Genomic DNA, 21,308 nt, shown 5'->3' on the forward strand with positions numbered 1-21,308 from the left:
TGGCAAAATCCAGGCAGGTCAAGAGACACCCCGATCAACCGTTCCGCAAGGCTCATTCCGTAGGAAGATTTTCGGTCTGAGAACCGGCGCGACGCAAGGAGTAAATAGTGATTCAGCAGGAGTCGCGACTCAAGGTCGCCGACAACACGGGTGCTAAGGAAATCCTTACCATTCGCGTTCTCGGTGGATCCGGCCGTCGCTACGCAGGCATCGGTGACGTCATTGTCGCCACCGTCAAGGATGCAATCCCGGGCGGCAACGTAAAGAAGGGCGATGTGGTCAAGGCCGTCATCGTCCGTACCAAGAAGGAACGCCGCCGTGCGGATGGTTCCTACATCAAGTTTGACGAGAACGCAGCTGTGATCCTGAAGAACGACGGTGACCCCCGCGGTACCCGTATCTTCGGACCGGTTGGTCGTGAACTGCGTGACAAGAAGTTCATGAAGATCGTTTCTCTGGCTCCGGAGGTGCTCTAGTCCATGGCTGCAAAGATCAAGAAGGGTGACCTGGTTCAGGTCATCACTGGCGCCAAGGCTGAGCGCGGCGGCGACCGCGGCAAGCAGGGCAAGGTTCTGCGCGTGTTCACCGACACCAACCGCGTGCTGGTTGAGGGTATCAACCGCGTTACCAAGCACACCCGTGTTGGACAGTCGCAGCGCGGCACCAAGACCGGCGGCATCGAGGTTGTAGAGGCCCCGATCCACATTTCCAACGTGGCCCTGGTTGACCCGTCGACCAAGAAGCCGACCCGCGTGGGCTTCCGCCTCGACACCGTGGAGAAGAACGGCGTCAAGAAGACCGTCCGCATCCGCGTGTCCAAGAGCTCCGGGAAGGACATCTAATGACTGAGACTCTCGAGACTCCGGCAACGAAGATCGTTCCTCGTCTGAAGACCAAGTACGCCGAATCCATCAAGGCAACGCTCCAGGATGAATTCAAGTACGAGAACGTGAACCAGGTACCCCGCCTGGTGAAGGTTGTTGTGAACATGGGTGTTGGAGATGCCGCCAAGGACTCCAAGCTGATCGACGGCGCTGTCCGCGACCTCACCCAGATCACCGGCCAGAAGCCGCAGGTTACCAAAGCCCGCAAGTCGATCGCACAGTTTAAGCTGCGCGAAGGCATGCCCATCGGTGCGCACGCAACCCTGCGTGGCGACCGCATGTGGGAATTCGTGGACCGCCTGGTCACCCTGGCACTGCCCCGTATCCGCGACTTCCGCGGCCTCAGCGGCAAGCAGTTCGATGGCAACGGCAACTACACCTTCGGTCTGACCGAGCAGGTTATGTTCCACGAAATCGACCAGGACAAGATCGACCGCGTCCGCGGTATGGACATCACGGTTGTGACCACTGCCAAGACTGACGACGAAGGCCGCGCGCTGCTCAAGGCGCTTGGTTTCCCGTTCAAAACCGAAGCTTAATTAACTACATAAAAGGTCCGGCCGCTCCGCTCCCTGAAGGACGGAACGGCGGAAACCGTTATGAGGAAGGGCATGAGCCCACATGACAATGACAGATCCTGTCGCAGATATGCTTACGCGCCTGCGTAACGCAAACTCGGCATACCACGACTCCGTGTCTATGCCTTACAGCAAGCTCAAGGCACGCGTTGCCGACATCCTCAAGGCCGAAGGTTTCATCGCCGGCTGGAAGGAAGAGGACGCTGAGGTTGGCAAGAAGCTGACCCTCGACCTCAAGTTCGGTCCGAACCGCGAGCGTTCCATCGCCGGTGTACGCCGCATCTCCAAGCCGGGCCTCCGCGTTTACGCGAAGTCCACCAACCTGCCCCACGTCCTCGGTGGCCTGGGTATCGCAATCCTGTCCACCTCTTCCGGCCTCTTGACTGACAAGCAGGCCGGCAAGAAGGGCGTGGGCGGCGAAGTCCTCGCGTACGTCTGGTAACGGGAAAGGAAGAGAATAATGTCACGTATTGGACGTCTCCCCATCACCGTTCCTGCCGGCGTTGAGGTCAAGGTTGACGGCTCTGTCGTCAGCGTCAAGGGTTCCAAGGGGGAGCTGACCCACACTGTGGCCAGCCCCATCGAGGTTGCCCTGGATGACAGCACCCTGACCGTCAGCCGCCCGAACGACGAGCGCGCCTCCCGTTCACTCCACGGCCTGACCCGCACCCTGATCGCCAACATGATCCAGGGCGTCACGGCAGGCTACGAGAAGAAGCTTGAAATCGTTGGTACCGGTTACCGCGTTCAGGCCAAGGGATCTGACCTTGAGTTCGCTCTTGGCTACAGCCACCCGGTCAACGTTTCGGCTCCGGCCGGCATCACCTTTGCAGTAGAGGGACCGACCAAGCTCTCTGTCTCAGGTATCAACAAGCAGCAGGTCGGCGAAGTTGCTGCCAACATTCGCAAGCTGCGGAAGCCTGACCCGTACAAGGGCAAGGGCATCCGTTACGCAGGCGAAGTCATCCGCCGCAAGGTCGGAAAGGCTGGTAAGTAACCATGGCCATCTCCATTAACAAGAAGCGTACGAACAAGAGCAAGGCTGCTGGTCGCAGCCGCCGCCAGCTTCGTATCCGCAAGCGCATTTCCGGTACGGCTGTCCGCCCCCGCCTGGTGGTTAACCGTTCCGCACGCCACGTATTTGTCCAGGTTGTCGACGACACCATCGGCCAGACCGTAGCAAGCGCGTCCACCCTGGAAGCTGACCTTCGTGCATTCGACGGTGACAAGACTGCCAAGGCCAAGCGCGTCGGCGAGCTCGTTGCCGAACGTGCCAAGGCTGCCGGCGTCGAGGCTGTTGTCTTCGACCGTGGTGGTAACAAGTACCACGGCCGGATTGCCGCCGTCGCTGACGGTGCACGCGAAGGTGGGCTGTCACTGTGACCGAAGCAAACAACGAAAAGGACACTGTGTCTGCAGATCAGAAGGCGCCCGAAGCCGCAGCTGCTGAGACCACTGCCCCCGCTGCCGAGGACCGCCGTGGTGGCGCCCGTCGTGGCGAGCGTGGCGACCGTGGCCAGGGCCGCGGAGACCGTGGTGGCCGTGGCGGCCGCGACGGTGGCCGTGAAGCCGAAAAGAACCAGTTCGTAGAGCGCGTTGTCACCATCAACCGCGTTTCCAAGGTCGTCAAGGGTGGTCGTCGCTTTAGCTTCACCGCACTGGTGGTCGTTGGTGACGGCAACGGCATGGTCGGCGTGGGCTACGGCAAGGCCAAGGAAGTTCCCGCTGCTATCGCCAAGGGCGTTGAAGAGGCCAAGAAGTCCTTCTTCCGCGTTCCCCGCGTTGGCAACACCATCCCGCACCGCGTTCAGGGTGAAGCCGCTGCCGGCGTCGTAATGCTGCGTCCGGCTTCCGCCGGTACCGGTGTTATCGCCGGTGGTCCGGTCCGTGCAGTACTGGAGTGCGTGGGCATCCACGACATCCTCTCCAAGTCGCTCGGTTCCTCCAACGCCATCAACATCGTTCACGCGACCGTTGATGCCCTGAAGCGCCTCGAAGAGCCGGCAGCCGTGGCAGCACGCCGCGGCCTGCCGCTGGACGAGGTTGCCCCGGCAGCACTGGTGAAGGCCCTCCTCGCCCCGAAGGCAGGTGTCTAGTCATGGCTAAGAACCTGATCCCCTCCGACGCTCAGTTGGAGATCACACAGATCAAGTCCGCCATTGGCGGCAAGCAGAACCAGCGCGACACCCTGCGGTCCCTCGGCCTGAAGCGGATCGGACACACCGTTGTCCGCACCGCCGACGCCGTGACCGTTGGAATGCTCAACACGGTTCCGCACCTGGTAAAGGTAGAGGAGGCGAAGTAAATGGCAGAGAACACTGCTGATAAGGCACAGGCTGCTGAGAAGCAGAACGCCCTGAAGGTTCACCACCTGCGTCCCGCTCCGGGTGCCAAGACCGCCAAGACCCGTGTGGGTCGTGGTGAGGCATCCAAGGGTAAGACCGCCGGTCGCGGTACCAAGGGTACTGCTGCCCGCTACCAGATCAAGGCTGGCTTTGCCGGCGGCCAGCTGCCGCTGCACATGCGCCTGCCCAAGCTGCGTGGCTTCAAGAACCCGTTCCGGGTTGAGTTCCAGGTTGTAAACCTGGACAAGCTCAACGAGCTGTTCCCGGAAGGTGGCGCAGTCACCGTGGAGAACCTGGTCGAAAAGGGTGCCGTTCGCAAGAACCAGCCCGTCAAGGTGCTGGGCACCGGCGACATCACCGTCAAAGTTGACGTCACCGCCCACGCATTCTCGGCCAGCGCCGCTGAAAAGATTGCCGCAGCCGGCGGAAGCACCACCGCCCTGTAAGGGACGGCGCCAGCTGTTGAACTCCCGGTATCCGTGGGCTTTGGCCCCGGATGCCGGGAGTTTTCCATATCCGCCGGGCGAACAATTCCTGCCATCCGGCGCATCCCCGCCCGATAGGATTGTTCGCTCGGCGCATGGACCCGTTAGACTCGGATGTCGGGATCTATCGATTCCCCTCACCCCACTCTTATTGACACCACACAGGAGGACGCTTGCTTAGCGCATTTGGCCGGGCCTTTCGCACGCCTGATCTGCGACGCAAGTTGTTGTTCACGCTGGCAATCATCACCATCTTCCGCTTGGGTGCTTTCATTCCCTCGCCAGGTGTGAACTACCAGAATGTCCAGCAATGCTTGCACAACGGTCAGACCGCCGGCGGGCTGTACCAGCTCGTCAACCTCTTCAGCGGCGGCGCGCTGCTCCAGGTGTCAATCTTCGCCCTGGGCATCATGCCCTACATTACGGCCAGCATCATCGTCCAGCTGCTCCGGGTGGTCATTCCCCGGTTCCAGGAGCTTTACGACGAAGGCGCGTCGGGCCAGTCCAAGCTGACCCAGTACACCCGTTACCTCACCATCGCGCTGGGCCTGCTCAACGCCACCACCCTGGTTTCGCTGGCCCGCTCCGGGCAGTTGCTTCCCGGCTGCCAGCTGCAGGTGATCCCCGACACCAGCATCATCACCACCATCCTGATCATCATCACTCTCACGGCCGGCACCGGCCTGATCATGTGGATGGGCGAGCTCGTCACGGAAAAGGGTGTGGGCAACGGCATGTCGCTGCTCATCTTCACTTCCATCGCCGCCCAGTTCCCCACCTCGCTGGGTGCCATCTGGACCGCGCAGGGACCGGGAACCTTCTTCCTCGTCCTGGTGGTGGGCCTCCTGACCGTCGCCCTGGTGGTCTTCGTCGAGCAGTCACAGCGCCGCGTCCCGGTGCAGTACGCCAAGCGGATGATCGGCCGGCGCACTGTGGGCGGCACCAGCACTTACATCCCTATCAAGGTGAACATGGCCGGTGTCATTCCGGTGATCTTCGCTTCCTCCATGCTCTACATTCCCGGGCTGATCGCACAGTTCAACCAGCCCCGGAACGGCGAGCCAATGCAACCGTGGGTTGAATGGATCAACAACAACCTGACCCGCGGTGACCACCCGATCTACATGGTTGTTTACTTCCTCCTGATCGTGTTCTTCACCTACTTCTACGTCGCGATTACCTTCAACCCTGAAGAAGTCTCAGACAACATGAAGAAGTACGGCGGCTTCATTCCAGGTATCCGCGCCGGCCGGCCGACCGCGGACTACCTTCAGTACGTGCTCTCACGGATCACCCTGCCCGGCGCCCTTTACCTGGGCTTCGTGGCACTGATTCCGCTGGTGGCACTTGTGCTGATCAACGCAAACCAGAACTTCCCGTTCGGTGGCACCTCGATCCTGATCATGGTGGGCGTTGGGTTGGAGACCGTAAAGCAGATTGATGCGCAGCTACAACAACGTCACTACGAAGGGCTTTTGCGATGACGAGAATGCTGATTATTGGACCTCCGGGTTCCGGAAAAGGAACGCAGGCGGAGCGGATTTCAGAACGCCTCGGCGTTGTGGCCATCTCCACCGGCGATATTTTCCGCGCCAACGTGAAGGGTGAAACCCCGCTTGGCCTCGAGGCCAAGAAGTTCATGGACAACGGTGACTTCGTCCCGGACAGCGTGACCAACAAGATGGTCCGCGACCGCCTGAACGAGTCCGACGTCGAAAACGGCTTCCTGCTGGACGGCTACCCGCGCACCACCGCGCAGGTGGACTACCTTGACGAGATCCTCGCCGACGGCGACGAGAAGCTCGACGTGGTCCTGCAGCTGACTGCCGACGACGAGGAGCTGGTTCACCGGCTCCTTGGCCGCGCCAAGGAAACGGGCCGGAGCGACGACAACGAAGCCGTCATCCGCCACCGCCTTGACCTGTACCACGAGCAGACCGAAGCTGTGGTGGCGAAGTACGCCGAACGCGGCATCCTCACCAAGGTTGACGGGATCGGTCCCATCGACGAAGTAACCGACCGCGTGATGCAGGCCATCAAGGCCGCACAGGCAGCCTGACCAAGGCGCCCGGTTTTATCGAGGCTCCTCCCGGCATCCGGGAGGAGCCTCAGCCATTTGAAAGGACACATCATGGCCTTCGGCCAGCCCCGCATCGAATTCAAGAACAACGCCCAGATGCGCACCATGCACGAGGCAGGCCTGGTGCTTAGCCGTGCACTGGATGCCGCCGTTGCCGCCGCGGTGCCGGGAGTCACCACCAAGCACCTGGACGACGTCTTCGCTGCCGTGCTTAATGAGGCAGGCGCCAAGTCCAACTTCCTGGGCTACCACGGCTTCCCGGCCACCATCTGCACGTCCGTCAACGAGGAGGTGGTGCACGGCATCCCGGGCAGCCGCGTCCTGAAGGACGGCGACATCATCTCCATCGACGGCGGGGCGATTGTGGACGGCTGGCACTCGGATTCCGCGCGCACAGTGATCGTTGGCGCAGCGGATCCCGAGGACCAGCGGCTCTCCGACGTCACCCAGGCTGCAATGTGGCGGGGGATTGCTGCGCTGGCCAACGGCACGCACGTAGGTGACATCGGCGCTGCCATTGACGACTACGTCTCCTCAGTCCCCGGCAAGCCGCTGGGCATCCTGGAGGACTACGTGGGCCACGGGATCGGCTCCGAGATGCACATGGCTCCCGACGTCCTGAACTACCGCACCAACCACCGCGGCCCCAAGATCAAGCCGGGCCTGTGCCTTGCCATCGAACCCATGCTGGTCCGGGGCAGCATCGACACTGCGGTCCTGGAGGACGACTGGACCGTGGTGACTACCGACGGCAAGCGCTCCTGCCAATGGGAGCACTCGGTGGCCGTGCACGAGAAGGGCATCTGGGTGCTTTCAGCGCCCGACGGCGGTGCGGAGCAGCTGGTGCCCCTCGGCGTCACCCCCGTGCCGATCCCCTAGGGGACACGCTTCCCCCTTTTCGACGCGCATCTTCCTGCATGAAACGACGAAGCCCTGGCGGGACCCGAATCCGGGGCCCGCCAGGGCTTTTGCGCATCGAAAGCGGCTAGGACTTCAGCTTCGGCTTCACGTCCCGGTCGTAAATGCCCTGCAGCGTGCTCTTCAGGTCCGTCATGGTGGACTTGACGTCGCCCTGCTGGGTCAGGATTTTCGCGGCGGCCTTGGCCATCTCCTGGTCGGCGCCCGGCAGGAACACGCGGGCGTTGTCCTGGACCTTGGTGACCGCGAGCTGGTCCATGGCCGTCTTGATCTGCGGGGTCTTGGCCAGGACTGCCGTCATGTCCGCGGACTTGCGGATGGGCATGTAACCGGTAGCGGCGGAGAACTCAGCGGTGCTTTCCGGTTGCGTGACGAAGTCCAGGAACATCCCGGCGGCGAGCTGTTCCTCCTTGGTGATGCCGCTGGGGATGCCGAGCCCCGCGCCGCCGGTGGGGCACACATTGGACTGCGCCTTGGGTCCGCCCGGCAGGAAACCCACCCCCACGTTGAACTTGGCCGATTTCAGGATCCCCAGCAGGGAACCGGTGGAGGAGATGGTGGTGGAGGTCAGGCCTGCGGAGAAGTCGTCCGCCGCCTCCTTGGACGAGACGCCCGCCCACTTGTCCTTGTAGATCGAGTCCTGGGCCCACTGCAGCGCCGCGACGGATTCGGCGGAGTCGCAGGTGATGTCCCATTGGTTGGACCATCCACCGCCCCAGCCCCACAGCATGTTTTGCAGCGTCCAGCCAGCGTAGCCGGCCAGCGCAGGGTAGATGTACGCGTACTGGGCGCCGGAGCTTGCCTTCAGCTTGGGCGCCCATTCGCCGAATTCCTGCCAGGTCTTCGGAGCACGGTCCGGGATGCCTGCTGCCGCGAAGTGGTCCTTGTTGTAGTAGAAGAGCGGTGTTGACCTGCCGTAGGGCAGCGCCCACTGCTTGCCGTCGTACTTGTAGTCATTGACCAGCGACTGCTGGAAGTCGTCCATCTTCATGTTCAGCTGCTTGGTCAGGCTGTCCACGGGGATGATGCTGCCGTTGGTGTAGTAGCGGAACCACCACACGTCGGAGAGGACAACAACACCGGGGAGGCCGGACTTGGCTGCCTGGGCGGTCTGGAACTTCTGGGCGATTTCCTCGTAGTTTGCGCCGGCGGTGACCAGGTTGACGGCGATGCCCGGGTTCTTGGCCTGGAATTTCTCGATCAGGCTCTTTTCCACGTCCTGCGACTGGCCGGGGTGGCTGGACCAGAAGTCGATCTTGGCCGCGGGCTTCACGCCGCTGAAGTCGATATCGGCGGCCTGGGACGTGGCCTGCCCGCCGCCACTTGTGGAGGGCCCGCCGCATGCGGCGAGTGCGGCGGCAGCGGCGGTGGCCCCTGCAAGGCCCAGGAAGTGCCTCCGGTCCAGGTGAAGTGTCATGACAGTTCCTTTCGGTTGTTGCCGGTGGAAGGTAGAAGTACGGGGGGGTGGGAAGTACGACGGCGGCCGGCAGGTCAGCCGGTCACGCTGCCTTGGGTGAGCCCCGCCACGATGTAGCGCTGCAGGGCCGCGAAGATGATCAGGATGGGAACGATGACCAGGACTGCCCCTGCCATGAGGACGCCCCAGCCGGCGGCGTTGCTCTCATTGTTCTGCAGCAGCGTCAGCCCCACGGGAAGGGTCATGGTTTCCGGCCGGTCCGTGATGATCAGTGGCCAGATGTAGTCGTTCCATTCGGTCACGATGGTTACCAGGGCCACAGTGGCGATGGAGGGGACGGATACGGGGACCACGATCTGCCACAGCCGGCGCCAGTGTCCGGCGCCGTCCATCTCGGCCGATTCCAGGATGGAGGCGGGCAGGGTCCGGAAGTGCTGGCGCAGCAGGAACGTGCCGAACGCGGTGCCGAGGCCGGGGAGGATGATGCCCCACAGGGTGTTCTTTCCGCCGATCCCTGCGATCAGGATGAAGTTGGGCAGGATGGATACCTGCGGCGGCACCATGAGGGCCACCAGGATCAGCAGGAAAATGAAGTTCCGGAACGGGAAGCGGACAAAGACGAGGGCGTAGGCCGTCAGGATGGCCAGCAGCACCTTGATGGTGGCTCCGGCCAACGTGACGATGGTGCTGTTCAGGAAGAACTGCCCAAACGGGACCGTGGTCATGGCGGTCCCGTAGTTCTCCAGGTTCAGGCTTTCCGGCAGGATCTTCAGGTCAGTGGTGACGATTTCCCCCGACTGCTTGAAGGAGCTGAGCACCATCCAGAGCAGGGGAAGGAACACCACCAGCGTGGCCACGAGCAGCGGCAGGTAGCCGCCCACCACGGTCTGGATGAGGTTCCGGCGCGAAAACGGCTGGTCACGGCGAAGGCCTGGGTCCGGTGGGGCGACAGCCGGGGCGGCGGGGTCCGGGCTCACCGGTGATAGGGAGGTCACGAGTAATGCACCTTTCGTTCCACGAACCGCAGCTGGAGCACGGTGATCACCAGGAGGATGGCGAACAGGACCACGGAAATGGCTGCAGAGTAGCCGGCCCTGTTGTAGGCGCCGAAGGCCTGGAGGTATGCCTCGTAAATCAACGTGCTGGTGCCGGTGCCCAGTGGTGTCATGATCCGGATGAGGTCGAAGGCCTGCAGCGAGCTGAGCATGGTGGTGATCAGCAGGAAGAACGTGGTGGGGGAGAGCAGCGGCAGCGAGATGCTGACGAAGCGCCGGAACCCGTTGGCACCGTCAAGGGACGCCGCCTCCATGACGTCCTGCGGAAGGGACTGGAGCCCGGCGAGGTACACCACGGCGCAGTAGCCCAGGTTCTTCCAGACGTAGACCAGGATCACCATGACCAGGGACAGTTGGGGATCGTTGATCCATTGCGGGCTCTGCTGTCCCAAGCCCCTGAGCAGCCAGGCCAGGACGCCATAGCCGGGGTCGAAGATGAACAACCACACCAGGCCCACACCCACGCCGGAGAGGACGTAGGGGGCAAAGACGGCGGAGCGGGCGAAGGTGGTGCCGCGGACCTTCGCGTTCAGGGCCAGCGCCACCAGGAGTCCCAGCACCATTGAGCCGCCCACCGTGACCACGGTGAACACTGCCGTAGTCCCCAGGACTTTCGGCGCATCGTTGCTGGTGAAGAAGGTGACGTAGTTGGAGAATCCAACCACGGTGGCGGTGGGCGAACCCAGGGTCCAGTCCAGCGTGGAGTAGTACATGTTGCTGAACAGCGGGCGGTAGGTGAAGACGGCGATCAGCACCAGGTTGGGCAACGCCATGGCAAGGAAAACCAGGAAATCGCGGCGGCTCCGTGCGGTCCACCGCCGTCGTGGAACTTTCGCTGGGTGTCCCGGAGGCCTTTTGGGTTTGGCGTTGGGGTGTGGGGCGAGTTGACGGGTCATGCGTGTCTCTCCCGGGTTGGGAGCCTGCTCGTGGCGGGCCCTGGCTTGATCTAGGGACTACTACACCAGACCGTCAGGGGGCTGAAACCCGCATATGCCCTTGCCAGGGAACTGTTATCCAAGGCTTCGTCGCCCGTTAACGCTGTGTTGAATGCAGTCTCGCATAAAGTTCGCCGTTCCGGCAGGGGCGCGCCAGCAGAGGGGACAATAGGGGCATGGGAACCATTACCGACGTCGCGGGTATCCGCGTGGGCCACGTCCAGAAGGACACTGACGGCTGGCTGACAGGCGTCACCGTTGTCCTGCCGCCGACGGGCACGGTGGGCTCGGTGGATGTGCAGGGCGGCGGGCCGGCCACGCATGAAACAGACGCCCTTGATCCCACCACACTGGTCAGCACTGTGGACGCAGTGGTCCTCACGGGCGGCAGCGCCTACGGCCTGGCCTCCGCTGCCGGCGCCCAGCGCTGGTGCGAGGAGAACGGCCGCGGCTTCGCCGTGCCCGGGGGAGTGGTGCCCATCGTCCCCGCCGCCGCGATCTTTGATCTGGGCAGGGGAGGCGACTTTTCCGCACGGCCGACGCCGGACATGGGCTACGCGGCAACGGCGGCCGCGGCCGCACAAAAGGAAGGGCATGACGTCGGACGCGGCAACGTGGGTGCCGGCACCGGCGCAGTCATCGGCCGGACGTACAAAGGCGGAGTAGGGACGGCCTCGGTCACGCTGGAGAATGGGGTTGTCGTCGGAGCAATCGCAGTCGTGAATGCCCTCGGTCTGCCAGTGTCCCTGCCGGGGAATCACGAACCCTCCGCGCGCTCGGTCGTTCCGCCCCACGAGCCCCCTAACCTCGCAAGCTCGGCCAGGGAACCCGGCTCGCGTGGGCCCACCTTAGACGTTCCCTTTAACACCACTCTTGTCGTTGTCGCTACAAACGCCGTTCTGGATGTCGCCGAGTGCAGGCGGACTGCCTCTGCTTCCCATGCCGGGATTGCCCGTGCTTTGAATCCGAGCCATACCCTGGCTGACGGGGACACTGTCTTTTGTTTGTCTACCCAGGCCGGTGCGCTCGACCGCTCGGACGACGCTGCCCGGCAGCTCAGCCTTATTACGCTGCAAAGTGCGGCAGCCGACGTCGTCCGTTTGGCCATCCTTGACGGTGTGGCCGCGGCTGTTGCAGTGAGCACTCCGGCTGCTGAATATGGTGCGTACGGCACCGCGTAGGCTACTATGGCCGATTTAACTTTTACCCGCCAACAGGGTAGTGTTGCTTGTTGGTTGTCTGGACTGCCACGCCCTTTTGGGCCTGGAGCTGGCAATCGATCCAACAAAAACGTTCGTGGTCATGCCCGGTGCTATCCGGCGGGGCTGCGGCAACAACAGTTAGCGGAGGGTATGGCCAAGAAGGACGGGGTCATTGAGATCGAAGGCGTTGTGACCGAGGCGCTGCCTAACGCGATGTTTCGCGTTGAGCTCACCAACAAGCACATCGTTCTGGCACACATCTCTGGAAAGATGCGTCAGCACTACATCCGAATCCTCCCTGAGGACCGCGTAGTGGTGGAGCTGAGCCCGTACGACCTCACCCGTGGTCGTATCGTCTACCGCTACAAGTAAATTGCTGGGCGGCGGCAGCGCAAGCTGACTGCTGTTCCAGTTGACCAACTGCTACACGCAAAGGGAATGCCATGAAGGTCAAGCCGAGCGTCAAGCAGATCTGCGAAAAGTGCAAAGTGATCCGCCGTAATGGCCGGGTCATGGTGATCTGCGAGAACCCGCGCCACAAGCAGCGCCAGGGCTAATTTCCTTCCCTGAAGGAAATCCTGGGTTGCTAACCCACGCAAGTAAATAAAGGCAGCACAAGCTGATCTGGAACATTGAGCTCGAAAGAGTCCGGACAGCTAACCCCCGGTCGGAGGCTGGGGCCGCACGCTACGTGCGGGTGTACTGCCTACGACCTCCGGTTTATCAAGGAGTTCTGCCACTATGGCTCGTCTCGCTGGCGTAGACATTCCCCGCGAAAAGCGGCTGGAAATTGCGCTTACTTACATCTACGGCGTGGGCAAGACCCGTGCACACGAAACCCTGGCTGCCACTGGCATCAGCGCTGACGTCCGCGTCAAGGACCTGACTGACGCCCAGTTGGTTGAGCTGCGTGACTACATCGAAGGCAACTACAAGGTTGAGGGTGACCTTCGCCGCGAAGTAGCAGCTGATATCCGCCGCAAGGTTGAAATCGGCAGCTACGAAGGTATTCGCCACCGTAAGGGCCTCCCGGTCCGCGGGCAGCGTACCAAGACCAACGCCCGTACCCGCAAGGGTCCGAAGCGCACGGTCGCAGGCAAGAAGAAGGCCCGTTAAAATCCCGGCCGGGATTTACGGAACTTTCCCCAATAACTTTCTGTAGGAGAAAAAATGCCCCCGAAGACTCGTGGCGCGGTTCGCAAGCCGCGTAAGAAGGACAAGAAGAATATCGCGCTTGGCCAGGCGCACATCAAGAGCACCTTTAACAACACCATCGTTTCCATCACGGATCCGAGCGGCGCTGTTATTTCCTGGGCTTCCTCCGGTGAGGTTGGCTTCAAGGGCTCGCGCAAGTCCACCCCGTTCGCTGCCCAGATGGCTGCCGAAGCCGCTGCCAAGCGTGCGCAGGAGCACGGCATGCGCAAGGTAGACGTTTTCGTCAAGGGACCGGGTTCCGGACGCGAGACCGCAATCCGTTCGCTGCAGGCCGCAGGGCTCGAGGTTGGCTCCATCCAGGACGTCACCCCCGCAGCGCACAACGGCTGCCGCCCGCCGAAGCGCCGCCGCGTCTAATTCTTTTCCGCAGCAGGAGCTTGCCCGGGCCAGCGATGGTCCGGGCAAGCCCAGCGCGTTAAGTCTTCAGACCGAATTTCCACCACCTGTGTTGCGTCATATAGCGGATGCTCGCCGAAAGGAAACCTAAGTGCTCATTGCACAGCGCCCCACCCTCTCCGAAGAGGTAGTCTCCGAAAACCGTTCGCGTTTCATCATTGAACCGCTGGAACCGGGCTTCGGCTACACCCTCGGAAACTCCCTCCGCCGTACCCTGCTCTCCTCCATCCCCGGTGCTGCCGTAACCAGCATCCGGATCGATGGTGTGCTGCACGAGTTCACCACGGTTCCGGGTGTCAAGGAAGATGTCACCGAGATCATCCTTAACATCAAGAGCCTGTCGGTTTCCTCCGAGCACGACGAGCCCGTCGTGGCTTACCTGCGCAAGCAGGGCCCCGGAGTCGTCACCGCCGCGGACATCGCTCCGCCGGCCGGCGTCGAATTCCACAACCCGGATCTGCACATTGCCACGCTGAACTCGAAGGGCAAGTTCGAACTCGAACTGACCATCGAGCGCGGCCGCGGCTACGTTTCGGCAGCTCAGAACAAGTCCGGCGACGCAGAGATCGGCCGTATCCCGGTCGACTCCATCTACTCGCCGGTGCTGAAGGTTACTTTCCGCGTGGAAGCAACCCGTGTTGAGCAGCGCACCGACTTCGACAAGCTGATTGTCGACGTCGAGACCAAGCAGGCCATCGCCCCGCGCGATGCCGTTGCTTCCGCAGGCACCACCCTGGTGGAACTGTTCGGTCTGGCCCGTGAGCTGAACACCGCAGCTGAAGGTATCGAGATCGGCCCGTCGCCCACCGACGCTGCCCTGGCAGCCGACATGGCACTGCCGATCGAGGATCTGGACCTCACCGTCCGTTCCTACAACTGCCTCAAGCGTGAGGGCATCCACACCGTGGGTGAACTCGTTGCACGTTCCGAGGCTGACCTGATGGACATCCGCAACTTCGGTGCCAAGTCCATTGACGAGGTCAAGGCAAAGCTGGTTGAACTGGGCCTGTCCCTCAAGGACTCGCCTCCCGGTTTTGACCTCGCAGCACGCGCCGCAGCAATCGAAGAGGACGACGCCGCCTTCGGCGACGACGAACTCTAAACCAGACCTTGGCCGGCGGGCAGCACCACGGGGTGCCGCCCACGGCTTCCACATGAGGAGAAACAATTATGCCTACCCCCACTAAGGGTCCGCGCCTCGGCGGCGGCCCGGCTCACGAGCGCCTCATGCTCGCGAACCTGGCAGCAGCACTGTTCGAGCACAAGCGGATCACCACCACGGTGACCAAGGCCAAGCGCCTTAAGCCGTACGCAGAGCGCCTGGTGACCTTCGCCAAGCGCGGCGACCTCGCTTCCCGCCGCCGCGTGCTCGGCCTGATCAGCAACAAGGGCGTCGTCCACGAGCTGTTCACCGACATCGCGCAGGCTGTGGAGAACCGCGACGGCGGCTACACCCGAATCACCAAGATCGGCAACCGCAAGGGCGACAACGCTCCCATGGCTGTTATCGAACTGGTCCTCGAGCCGGTTTCCGCCAAGCAGGCCGTGGTAGCCGAGGCTACCCAGGCTGCTGCGAAGGCTGCTCCGGCCGCTCCTGCCGCCGAGGAAGCTCCCGCCGAAGAGGCTCCGGCCGCCGAGGAAGCCCTGGCTCCCGAGACGGTCGCCGCTGAAGAAGCTGCAACCGAAGAGGCTCCGGCCGCTGAGGAAGCTGCCGAAGCTCCGGCTGCCGAGGAGAAGGACGCGAAGTAATTCGCTGATTCTCTTCGCATAGACTTAGGTCTGTGAACCACCAGAAACCCGCGGCCCCCGTTACAGGGGGCGGCGGGTTTTTGCGTATCCGGCTTGATCTTTCGTACGACGGCGGCCCCTTCAGCGGCTGGGCCCTGCAGCCCGGCCGGCGCACCGTCCAGGGCGTCCTGGAGGAAGCAATCGAGCTTTTGGTCCGGCGCCAGATCCGGGTCACTGTTGCAGGCAGGACCGACGCCGGCGTGCATGCCCGCGGCCAGGTGGTCCACCTGGACCTCACGGAAGCCGAATGGCTGGGACTGCCGCGCGGGCACGAGCTGGATCCCGCCGTCGCCATGTTGCGCCGCCTCCGGGGAGCCCTGAGCCGCGTCCTGGGGGACCTGACCGGCGCAGTAGAGGTTGATGACATCGCACTGGCACCTGCCGGTTTCGACGCACGCTTTTCGGCGCTGTGGCGGCGCTACAGCTACCGGATCGCTGACGGGCCTGCCCTCTGGGATCCACTGGAGCGGTACTTCACGCTGTGGCACAAGAACCCGCTGGACGTTTCACTGCTCAACCAAGGCGCTTCGCAACTGCTGGGCTTGCAGAACTTCCTGTCCTTCTGCAAGCCGCGCGAAGGAGCCACCACCATCCGGGAACTGCAGCGCTTTGAGTTTCGACGCGGCGAGGACGGCGTCATCGTGGCCACCGTCCAGGCCGACGCGTTCTGCCACAACATGGTCCGCGCGCTGATCGGCTCCGCGCTCTACGTGGGTGAGGGCGTTGTTGAGCCGGGCTGGCTGCACGAGAGGCTGCTGCTGCAGAAGAGGGATGCCAAGTCTGTCCTCGCGGCCCCACACCCCCTGGTGCTGGAGGAAGTGGCTTATCCCTCAGACAGCGAACTGCTGGCCCGCGCCGAGCAGACCAGGGCTGTCCGCGAGTACTAGTCCCCACCCGCGATTAGAACGACGGAGGGGGACCCTCCGCGGGGAGGGTCACCGTAAACGTGCTGCCCTGGCCCTCGCCGCTCTCGCACCTGATGCTGCCGCCGTGCCGCTCCACGATCATCCGCGTGATGGAGAGGCCCAGCCCCACCCCAGGAATGGCTGCCTTTTGCGCCGACTCAGTCCGGAAGAAACGGTTGAAGACGTTTGCCACATCTTCATGGGACATGCCCATCCCCGTGTCTGTGACGCTCAGCCGCACCCACTGCATGTCCGCTTCCGCGCTGATGCTGACCCTGCCGCCGCCAGGTGAATATTTGATGGCGTTGGACACCAGGTTGTCCAGCACCTGGCCGATCCGCAGCGGGTCCGCGTACGCCCACAGGGGAGAGGGGACGTCGGCGGCGAACTCCACGTGGGACCGCTGGGCGGAGGCCTGGGCGGAACTGAGGCTGGTCTCCACCAGGCTGGCCAGGTCGGTGCGCTTGGGGTGGACGTTGAGGGCGGTGGAGGCGGATGCGGTCAGGTCGGCCACCAGGTCCAGCAGCCGCTCCGCGTTGCGCTGGACCACCAGGAGGCGCTGGGCGAGGTTCGGGGGGAGGCCGCCGGCCTCGTCCAGCACCAGGTCCACGTTGCCAATGATGGAGTTCAGCGGGTTCTTGAACTCGTGCGAGACATTGGAAATCAGTTCCTGGTTTGCGGCCAGGGACTCCACCCAGCCGGTGACGTCGGTGTAAACCACCACCGCCCCGGTGAGTCGGCCTTCCTCGCTGACCAGCGGACGCGCTGCTGTGGACACGGCCCGCTGCTCCGGCCCCTCGCCCGCCCACACCAAGTAGTCGGCGAAGGATTCCCCCGCCATGGCCCGGCTGATGGGCCGGCGGTCCACGGGAAGCAGGGTGCGCCGGTCCTGGCCGAAGATGAGCTGGTGCCCCTGGCCGGGGACGTCCTCGTCAGCGCCCGTGGCACGGCGGAAATTCCGCTGGCGGCTGTTGGACACCAGGAAGTGGCCGGAGCGGTCGACGGCGGCAATGCCGACGTCTGTGGCGTCCAGGACGGTTTCGAGCAGCTTTTCACGTTCCCGGCTGGCCGCCAGCAGCTCCCGGAGCTCGCGGTCCTTCTCCGCCAGTTCGCGCTGCTGCAGCCGCAGGCTCACGCTCGCGAAACGGATTGCCAGTGAAACGGCGAGCATCATGACGGGGAAGAGGACCACCGTGGTGAGGTCCGAGGCGGTTAGGGCAGGGAAGTCCCCGGCTGCCGAGGGGACCATGATGAAGAACGGCCCCAGGAAGCTGAGCACCAGGCTGCTGCGCGCCAGCATGCCGGAGGCGGAGAGCCAGATAACCGGGAAGACCACCAGGACCGCCAGACCCGGCAGGAGCGGTGCCGCTCCATTGCGCAGGAACCCGATTGCCGCGAAGTCCAGCACCGGAATCAGCAGGTAAAGGCGGTGCGCCAAGCGTTCCCAGGGGACCAGGAAGCAGGCAAGGAACAGTACCCCGTGAAGGGCAAGGCCGGCCGCATACAGCGGACTATGCATGAGCGAGGGCCAGGCCGACGGGGTGATCGCTGCCATGACAGCCACAAGGACGGTGAGGGGGAGCTGGCAGAGCGCCACTTGGGCACGGGGTCCCAGCCGGCGGAAGATGCGGCCGGGCCCACGGTGGAACAATGCCTCAGCCATGTTTCTGACTCGTACCCCTTCACATTGGATTGCGGGTTCCCAGGGCCACTCATTAGGTTTTCTTACCCCGGCACTACCCTTTCCCGCCCATACTGCACACGTCTTGTCATAATAATTGACTTTTCAATTTTTAGGGCAAATACGGATGTCATCAGCAAGGCTTACTAGTAGCGTATAAATGGTTGGAGCGGGAATGGCATTGGCGCTGGGCTGATGGGGGGCCATCTCCGCCTGGCACAGGGATAGCAATGGACGATCTTGGTATAGCTGTAGTAATCGAAGATGACGCGGATGTACGCAACCTCCTTGAAGGCGTACTGACCCAGGCGGGCTTCGACGTGCATACAGCTGTTGATGGGCGGGCCGGGGTTGAGATGGTCCGCAGCAAGCAGGCCAACGTTGTGACACTCGATATCGGCCTGCCGGATATAGACGGGTTCGAAGTTTTACGGCGCATCCGGAATTTCAGTAATGCCTACGTGGTGATGCTGACGGGGCGTACGGATGAACCGGACCTGCTGTCAGCACTTAACGCGGGCGCGGACGACTACATCGCCAAACCCTTCCGGCCGAGGGAACTGCGGGCCCGGGTGGCTGCGATGATGCGCAGGCCGCGCCACGAAGTGACGGGGCAAGGGCCGTCTCCGGCCCACTGGGGACAGGCTCCGGCTCCTGTGGCCCGGCAGCCGGAACCCGGCGTGCTGCAGCACAACGGGCTCCTGCTGAACCACCGGACACGCACGGTGGAAATCAAGGGTGAACCGCTGGGACTGACCCGCAGTGAATTCGACCTGCTGCACGTGCTGCTGAAGGGCGGCGGTGCCGTGTGCACCAGGGCTGACCTGGTGCGGGCCGTACGGGGCGACTTTTATGACCGGGACACGTACATCAGCGAGGCTGACGAGCGGGCGGTGGAAGTCCATGTGGGCAACCTGCGGCGCAAGCTCAAGGAGGACCAGCTGGCGCCGCGCTGGCTGCAGACGGTCCGCGGGGTGGGGTACCGGCTGGCGCCGCGGCGGCCCGACGATGCCTGAGCGTCAGCCCTTTTCCAGGATGTAGGTTGACTGCAGCTCGGACACCGTCCGTGCCCCGTCCTGGGCCACGCCGGCCATCATGGCCTGGCCCTGGACAAAGTCGCCCTGCCGGATCAGGTCTTCGAGGAGTTCGGCGAGCCGTGCCAGGCGGACGCCGCCTACCATGGCGGAACTGATCTTCAGGCTGATGACGGCATCCAGGGCCGAGGCCTCGTCCTCGCTGTCCACAGCTGTTCCCAACCGGGCCAGGCGCAGGTCCCACATGGCGGCGTAGTCACGGGCGAAGCGCTGTGCCAGTCCGGAACCGGCCAGTTCATCCTCAAGTTCGTCCAGCACTGCTGAATCAATGAGCGGCAAGAGGGCAACCCCTTCCAGTGTGTGGGCGGCGGCTGCGGCCGGAACGGGGGCGGCAGGCAACGTGACCCAGGTCAGCGGGGAGTCCACAGCGGGGCTCTTTCCGCTGGGACCGGGATCTTGACTCTGCATTGTTCAAGGCTACTTCCTGGAAATCCGTCGGCGTCCAATTTCTGGTCATTCTGTGTAAACCTTGAGGCAACCTTGCCGCCGCCCTGAGTATCCCTTTATTGCCCGCTGAACGTCGCAATGGCGTTGATCACGGCCGGTCCAAGGATGGCGATGAACAGGACCGGAAAGATGAAGAACAGCAGCGGGAATAGGATCATGACGGGCAGCTTCATGGCCTTTTCCTCGGCCCGCTGACGCCGCTTGACGCGCATGACCTTGGCCTGGACGCGCAGGACCCGGCTGATGGCGATCCCGTACGTGTCGGCCTGGACAACCGCCTGCACGAAGCTGCGCAGCTCCGGAATATTGGTCCGTTCCGCCAGCGCGATATAGGACTCCCGCCGGCTGCGGCCCACCTGCATGTCCTGCAGGGTGCGGACCAGTTCCTCAGCAAGCGGGCCCTTGCCGTTTTCGCCCGCCCGGGCCATGGCGCCTTCGAAACCAAGCCCGGCCTCGACTGAAATCAGCATCTGGTCCAGCGTGTTGGCCAGTTCCAGCTGCATGGCCTTCTGCCGCTCCTGCCCCTTGCTGTACAGGAGCAGGTCCGGGATGAAGTAGCCAAGGACCAGGACGAAGAGCCCGGCGAGTTTCATGATCGGGCTGCTGCCCACGGAGGCCAGGTAGCCGCCCAGGGCGACGCCAACCAGGCCGAGACCGAGCTTTGAGCCCAGGACCTTGCCCAGCGGCATGGAGGCGGGCCGGCCGGCGAGGGAAAGCAGCCGGTCCAGGAATGCCACATACGCCGGCGGAGTGAGGCGCCGGCCGATGCCTTCCAGCAGGCCCGGCTTGGATGCCGGCGCGGCAGCTATGGCCGGGGCGCCGCGGGACAGCAGGTCGGTGACGGCGACGCGCCCCTGCTTGTCCACGGTGAGGACGGACCAGGCCAGGCCCGCCAGGGGGAGGCAGACCAGCAGGACGGAGAGGAGGACTATCAGGTTCATGGCAGTCTCAGAACTTCAGGTCGATGATCTTGCGCATCCACAGCGCGCCGATGGTCATGAGGACAAAGGAGGCACCGATCATCACCCAGCCCAGGGGATGGGTGAACATCGCATTCATGTAGCTTGGGCTCACGGCCAGCAGCATGGCCACGATGCCGAACGGCATGGCGATGAGGATGTAGGCAGAGAACTTGCCTTCGGCTGCCAGGGCCTTGATGTGGCCCTTGATCTCCGCGCGCTCGCGGATGGTCTCGTTCACCTGGTCCAGCACTTCGGCCAGGTTGCCGCCCACTTCGCGGTTTATCTGGATGGCCTGCGAGATCCAGACGAAGTCCTCGTTCTTCATCCTGTCCGCGGTGTCATTGAGGGCCGCGAGCAGGTCACGACCCAGGCTGGTTTCCGTGATCACCTGCCGCATCTCCTCGGACGTTGGCTTCTGTGACTCGGTTGCCGCGGCTTCAATGGCCCGCAGGATGCTGTGACCGGCCCGCAGGCCGCCGGAGAGCAGCTGCAGCGTGTCGCCAAGCTGGCTGTCGAAGGCGGTGCGTCGCTTGCCAGCGAGGAACCCGAGGACCAGTTTGCCCACGAACGGTGACATCAGGGCGAGCAAAAGTCCCACGAGGGGGCCCACGGTCACCAGACCCACCAGCATCCCCACGCAGGCGCCGATCCCCACCAGCAGGAAGAATTCGGCCTGGGTGAGCCGCAGGCCCGCGTTCTCCAGTTCGGGGCGGGAGAAGAGCTTGACGTTCCGGCCGGAGAGGAGGCGTTCGAAAGACCTGACGCCGGAGAGAGCCAGGCGGGACAGCGAGGAGGGCGGCTCGGGTTCAAACGGACGACGGCGGTCCAGCGGCACCGAGGGGGCGCTCGGCAGGAGCACGGCGACGCCTAGCAGGCAGGTGGCTGCGAGGAGGATGACGCTTCCGATGGCGATGATCATGG

The 21,308-nt window shown here is 63.4% G+C and carries 28 protein-coding genes; 21 read left to right on the forward strand and 7 right to left on the reverse strand.

What is annotated here, in order from left to right; all coding sequences use genetic code 11:
• The first annotated feature begins 107 nt into the window (after nt 1-107).
• From rplN to map, 12 genes are all read left to right on the forward strand, one after another.
• A complete protein-coding gene (rplN, locus tag J7I84_RS12935; RefSeq protein WP_003803789.1) occupies nt 108-476 on the forward strand; it encodes a 50S ribosomal protein L14 in 369 nt (122 codons plus the stop codon).
• Between the two features lie 3 nt (nt 477-479).
• Nucleotides 480-842, forward strand: a complete 363-nt coding sequence (gene rplX / locus J7I84_RS12940) for a 50S ribosomal protein L24 (RefSeq protein ID WP_015937845.1) — start codon at nt 480-482, stop codon at nt 840-842.
• The gene (gene rplE, locus J7I84_RS12945; protein ID WP_018769138.1) at nt 842-1,423 is read left to right on the forward strand and encodes a 50S ribosomal protein L5; all 582 of its coding nucleotides are present in this window, start codon (nt 842-844) and stop codon (nt 1,421-1,423) included. The genes rplX and rplE overlap by 1 nt, the downstream gene beginning before the upstream one ends.
• Before the next feature lie 82 nt (nt 1,424-1,505).
• Nucleotides 1,506-1,904 carry a 30S ribosomal protein S8 gene (rpsH, locus tag J7I84_RS12950; RefSeq protein WP_015937843.1) on the forward strand — a complete coding sequence of 133 codons (399 nt, stop codon included), beginning with the start codon at nt 1,506-1,508 and terminating at the stop codon, nt 1,902-1,904.
• Nucleotides 1,905-1,922: 18 nt separating this feature from the next.
• Nucleotides 1,923-2,459, forward strand: a complete 537-nt coding sequence (rplF, locus tag J7I84_RS12955; RefSeq protein ID WP_214944960.1) for a 50S ribosomal protein L6 — start codon at nt 1,923-1,925, stop codon at nt 2,457-2,459.
• Nucleotides 2,460-2,461: 2 nt separating this feature from the next.
• Nucleotides 2,462-2,845, forward strand: a complete 384-nt coding sequence (gene rplR, locus J7I84_RS12960) for a 50S ribosomal protein L18 (protein WP_159631366.1) — start codon at nt 2,462-2,464, stop codon at nt 2,843-2,845.
• Nucleotides 2,842-3,558, forward strand: a complete 717-nt coding sequence (gene rpsE / locus J7I84_RS12965) for a 30S ribosomal protein S5 (RefSeq protein WP_214944961.1) — start codon at nt 2,842-2,844, stop codon at nt 3,556-3,558. Before rplR ends, rpsE begins: the two co-directional genes overlap by 4 nt.
• 2 nt (nt 3,559-3,560) lie before the next feature.
• Nucleotides 3,561-3,767, forward strand: coding sequence for a 50S ribosomal protein L30 (gene rpmD / locus J7I84_RS12970; protein WP_056626615.1), 207 nt, complete (start codon nt 3,561-3,563; stop codon nt 3,765-3,767).
• Nucleotides 3,768-4,253: a 50S ribosomal protein L15 gene (rplO, locus tag J7I84_RS12975; protein WP_104998630.1), complete on the forward strand. Its 486-nt coding sequence runs from the start codon at nt 3,768-3,770 to the stop codon at nt 4,251-4,253. It abuts the gene before it with no gap.
• A gap of 212 nt (nt 4,254-4,465) precedes the next feature.
• Nucleotides 4,466-5,776: a preprotein translocase subunit SecY gene (gene secY, locus J7I84_RS12980; RefSeq protein ID WP_214944962.1), complete on the forward strand. Its 1,311-nt coding sequence runs from the start codon at nt 4,466-4,468 to the stop codon at nt 5,774-5,776.
• Between the two features lie 5 nt (nt 5,777-5,781).
• Nucleotides 5,782-6,351: an adenylate kinase gene (locus tag J7I84_RS12985; protein ID WP_214945009.1), complete on the forward strand. Its 570-nt coding sequence runs from the start codon at nt 5,782-5,784 to the stop codon at nt 6,349-6,351.
• A gap of 72 nt (nt 6,352-6,423) precedes the next feature.
• The gene (gene map, locus J7I84_RS12990) at nt 6,424-7,251 is read left to right on the forward strand and encodes a type I methionyl aminopeptidase (RefSeq protein ID WP_214944963.1); all 828 of its coding nucleotides are present in this window, start codon (nt 6,424-6,426) and stop codon (nt 7,249-7,251) included.
• Nucleotides 7,252-7,357: 106 nt separating this feature from the next.
• Here map and J7I84_RS12995 read toward each other — a convergent pair whose 3' ends face one another.
• The 3 genes from J7I84_RS12995 to J7I84_RS13005 form a co-directional block, all read right to left on the reverse strand.
• Nucleotides 7,358-8,707: an ABC transporter substrate-binding protein gene (locus J7I84_RS12995; protein WP_214944964.1), complete on the reverse strand. Its 1,350-nt coding sequence runs from the start codon at nt 8,705-8,707 to the stop codon at nt 7,358-7,360.
• A gap of 74 nt (nt 8,708-8,781) precedes the next feature.
• A complete protein-coding gene (locus J7I84_RS13000) occupies nt 8,782-9,702 on the reverse strand; it encodes a carbohydrate ABC transporter permease (RefSeq protein ID WP_214944965.1) in 921 nt (306 codons plus the stop codon).
• Nucleotides 9,699-10,658 (reverse strand): carbohydrate ABC transporter permease, encoded by a 960-nt coding sequence (locus J7I84_RS13005; protein ID WP_214944966.1) that lies wholly within the window; start codon nt 10,656-10,658, stop codon nt 9,699-9,701. The genes J7I84_RS13000 and J7I84_RS13005 overlap by 4 nt, the downstream gene beginning before the upstream one ends.
• Nucleotides 10,659-10,873: 215 nt before the next feature.
• On the opposite strand from J7I84_RS13005, the gene J7I84_RS13010 reads away from it, so the two are divergent.
• From J7I84_RS13010 to J7I84_RS13045, 8 genes are all read left to right on the forward strand, one after another.
• Nucleotides 10,874-11,878: a P1 family peptidase gene (locus tag J7I84_RS13010; RefSeq protein ID WP_214944967.1), complete on the forward strand. Its 1,005-nt coding sequence runs from the start codon at nt 10,874-10,876 to the stop codon at nt 11,876-11,878.
• Nucleotides 11,879-12,049: 171 nt separating this feature from the next.
• Nucleotides 12,050-12,271 (forward strand): translation initiation factor IF-1, encoded by a 222-nt coding sequence (infA, locus tag J7I84_RS13015; protein ID WP_009358723.1) that lies wholly within the window; start codon nt 12,050-12,052, stop codon nt 12,269-12,271.
• A gap of 71 nt (nt 12,272-12,342) precedes the next feature.
• A complete protein-coding gene (rpmJ, locus tag J7I84_RS13020; RefSeq protein ID WP_009358722.1) occupies nt 12,343-12,456 on the forward strand; it encodes a 50S ribosomal protein L36 in 114 nt (37 codons plus the stop codon).
• A 184-nt stretch (nt 12,457-12,640) separates the two neighbouring features.
• Nucleotides 12,641-13,015 (forward strand): 30S ribosomal protein S13, encoded by a 375-nt coding sequence (gene rpsM / locus J7I84_RS13025; RefSeq protein ID WP_028275004.1) that lies wholly within the window; start codon nt 12,641-12,643, stop codon nt 13,013-13,015.
• A gap of 54 nt (nt 13,016-13,069) precedes the next feature.
• Nucleotides 13,070-13,471, forward strand: a complete 402-nt coding sequence (rpsK, locus tag J7I84_RS13030; RefSeq protein ID WP_018760435.1) for a 30S ribosomal protein S11 — start codon at nt 13,070-13,072, stop codon at nt 13,469-13,471.
• Nucleotides 13,472-13,601: 130 nt separating this feature from the next.
• Nucleotides 13,602-14,612 carry a DNA-directed RNA polymerase subunit alpha gene (locus tag J7I84_RS13035; protein WP_013601812.1) on the forward strand — a complete coding sequence of 337 codons (1,011 nt, stop codon included), beginning with the start codon at nt 13,602-13,604 and terminating at the stop codon, nt 14,610-14,612.
• 68 nt (nt 14,613-14,680) lie between these two features.
• Nucleotides 14,681-15,259 carry a 50S ribosomal protein L17 gene (gene rplQ, locus J7I84_RS13040; RefSeq protein ID WP_214944968.1) on the forward strand — a complete coding sequence of 193 codons (579 nt, stop codon included), beginning with the start codon at nt 14,681-14,683 and terminating at the stop codon, nt 15,257-15,259.
• 32 nt (nt 15,260-15,291) lie between these two features.
• Nucleotides 15,292-16,185, forward strand: a complete 894-nt coding sequence (locus J7I84_RS13045; protein WP_214944969.1) for a tRNA pseudouridine(38-40) synthase TruA — start codon at nt 15,292-15,294, stop codon at nt 16,183-16,185.
• Nucleotides 16,186-16,198: 13 nt separating this feature from the next.
• Here J7I84_RS13045 and J7I84_RS13050 read toward each other — a convergent pair whose 3' ends face one another.
• On the reverse strand, nt 16,199-17,866 hold the full coding sequence (locus J7I84_RS13050) for a cell wall metabolism sensor histidine kinase WalK (protein WP_214944970.1): 1,668 nt from the start codon (nt 17,864-17,866) through the stop codon (nt 16,199-16,201).
• Nucleotides 17,867-18,114: 248 nt separating this feature from the next.
• On the opposite strand from J7I84_RS13050, the gene J7I84_RS13055 reads away from it, so the two are divergent.
• Complete coding sequence (locus J7I84_RS13055) at nt 18,115-18,900, forward strand: response regulator transcription factor (RefSeq protein ID WP_214944971.1); 786 nt, start codon at nt 18,115-18,117, stop codon at nt 18,898-18,900.
• A gap of 3 nt (nt 18,901-18,903) precedes the next feature.
• On the opposite strand, the gene J7I84_RS13060 is transcribed toward J7I84_RS13055, so the two are convergent.
• The 3 genes from J7I84_RS13060 to J7I84_RS13070 all read right to left on the reverse strand — a co-directional run bounded on the left by J7I84_RS13060 (nt 18,904) and on the right by J7I84_RS13070 (nt 21,306).
• On the reverse strand, nt 18,904-19,386 hold the full coding sequence (locus tag J7I84_RS13060) for an Hpt domain-containing protein (protein ID WP_214944972.1): 483 nt from the start codon (nt 19,384-19,386) through the stop codon (nt 18,904-18,906).
• 95 nt (nt 19,387-19,481) lie between these two features.
• Nucleotides 19,482-20,366 (reverse strand): type II secretion system F family protein, encoded by an 885-nt coding sequence (locus tag J7I84_RS13065; protein ID WP_214944973.1) that lies wholly within the window; start codon nt 20,364-20,366, stop codon nt 19,482-19,484.
• Nucleotides 20,367-20,373: 7 nt separating this feature from the next.
• Nucleotides 20,374-21,306, reverse strand: coding sequence for a type II secretion system F family protein (locus J7I84_RS13070; protein ID WP_214944974.1), 933 nt, complete (start codon nt 21,304-21,306; stop codon nt 20,374-20,376).
• Between the last annotated feature and the right edge of the window lie 2 nt (nt 21,307-21,308).

Source organism: Arthrobacter sp. ISL-85 (assembly GCF_018613675.1).
GTDB lineage: Bacteria > Actinomycetota > Actinomycetes > Actinomycetales > Micrococcaceae > Arthrobacter.

Coding starts and splice junctions, on each gene's coding strand:
- rplX (WP_015937845.1), top strand. CDS start 480: ATGGCTGCAAAGATCAAGAAGGGTGACCTGGTTCAGGTCATCACTGGC.
- rplE (WP_018769138.1), top strand. CDS start 842: ATGACTGAGACTCTCGAGACTCCGGCAACGAAGATCGTTCCTCGTCTG.
- rpsH (WP_015937843.1), top strand. CDS start 1,506: ATGACAATGACAGATCCTGTCGCAGATATGCTTACGCGCCTGCGTAAC.
- rplF (WP_214944960.1), top strand. CDS start 1,923: ATGTCACGTATTGGACGTCTCCCCATCACCGTTCCTGCCGGCGTTGAG.
- rplR (WP_159631366.1), top strand. CDS start 2,462: ATGGCCATCTCCATTAACAAGAAGCGTACGAACAAGAGCAAGGCTGCT.
- rpmD (WP_056626615.1), top strand. CDS start 3,561: ATGGCTAAGAACCTGATCCCCTCCGACGCTCAGTTGGAGATCACACAG.
- rplO (WP_104998630.1), top strand. CDS start 3,768: ATGGCAGAGAACACTGCTGATAAGGCACAGGCTGCTGAGAAGCAGAAC.
- J7I84_RS12985 (WP_214945009.1), top strand. CDS start 5,782: ATGCTGATTATTGGACCTCCGGGTTCCGGAAAAGGAACGCAGGCGGAG.
- map (WP_214944963.1), top strand. CDS start 6,424: ATGGCCTTCGGCCAGCCCCGCATCGAATTCAAGAACAACGCCCAGATG.
- J7I84_RS12995 (WP_214944964.1), bottom strand. CDS start 8,707: ATGACACTTCACCTGGACCGGAGGCACTTCCTGGGCCTTGCAGGGGCC.
- J7I84_RS13005 (WP_214944966.1), bottom strand. CDS start 10,658: ATGACCCGTCAACTCGCCCCACACCCCAACGCCAAACCCAAAAGGCCT.
- J7I84_RS13010 (WP_214944967.1), top strand. CDS start 10,874: ATGGGAACCATTACCGACGTCGCGGGTATCCGCGTGGGCCACGTCCAG.
- infA (WP_009358723.1), top strand. CDS start 12,050: ATGGCCAAGAAGGACGGGGTCATTGAGATCGAAGGCGTTGTGACCGAG.
- rpmJ (WP_009358722.1), top strand. CDS start 12,343: ATGAAGGTCAAGCCGAGCGTCAAGCAGATCTGCGAAAAGTGCAAAGTG.
- rpsM (WP_028275004.1), top strand. CDS start 12,641: ATGGCTCGTCTCGCTGGCGTAGACATTCCCCGCGAAAAGCGGCTGGAA.
- rpsK (WP_018760435.1), top strand. CDS start 13,070: ATGCCCCCGAAGACTCGTGGCGCGGTTCGCAAGCCGCGTAAGAAGGAC.
- rplQ (WP_214944968.1), top strand. CDS start 14,681: ATGCCTACCCCCACTAAGGGTCCGCGCCTCGGCGGCGGCCCGGCTCAC.
- J7I84_RS13050 (WP_214944970.1), bottom strand. CDS start 17,866: ATGGCTGAGGCATTGTTCCACCGTGGGCCCGGCCGCATCTTCCGCCGG.
- J7I84_RS13055 (WP_214944971.1), top strand. CDS start 18,115: ATGGACGATCTTGGTATAGCTGTAGTAATCGAAGATGACGCGGATGTA.
- J7I84_RS13060 (WP_214944972.1), bottom strand. CDS start 19,386: ATGCAGAGTCAAGATCCCGGTCCCAGCGGAAAGAGCCCCGCTGTGGAC.
- J7I84_RS13065 (WP_214944973.1), bottom strand. CDS start 20,366: ATGAACCTGATAGTCCTCCTCTCCGTCCTGCTGGTCTGCCTCCCCCTG.
- J7I84_RS13070 (WP_214944974.1), bottom strand. CDS start 21,306: ATGATCATCGCCATCGGAAGCGTCATCCTCCTCGCAGCCACCTGCCTG.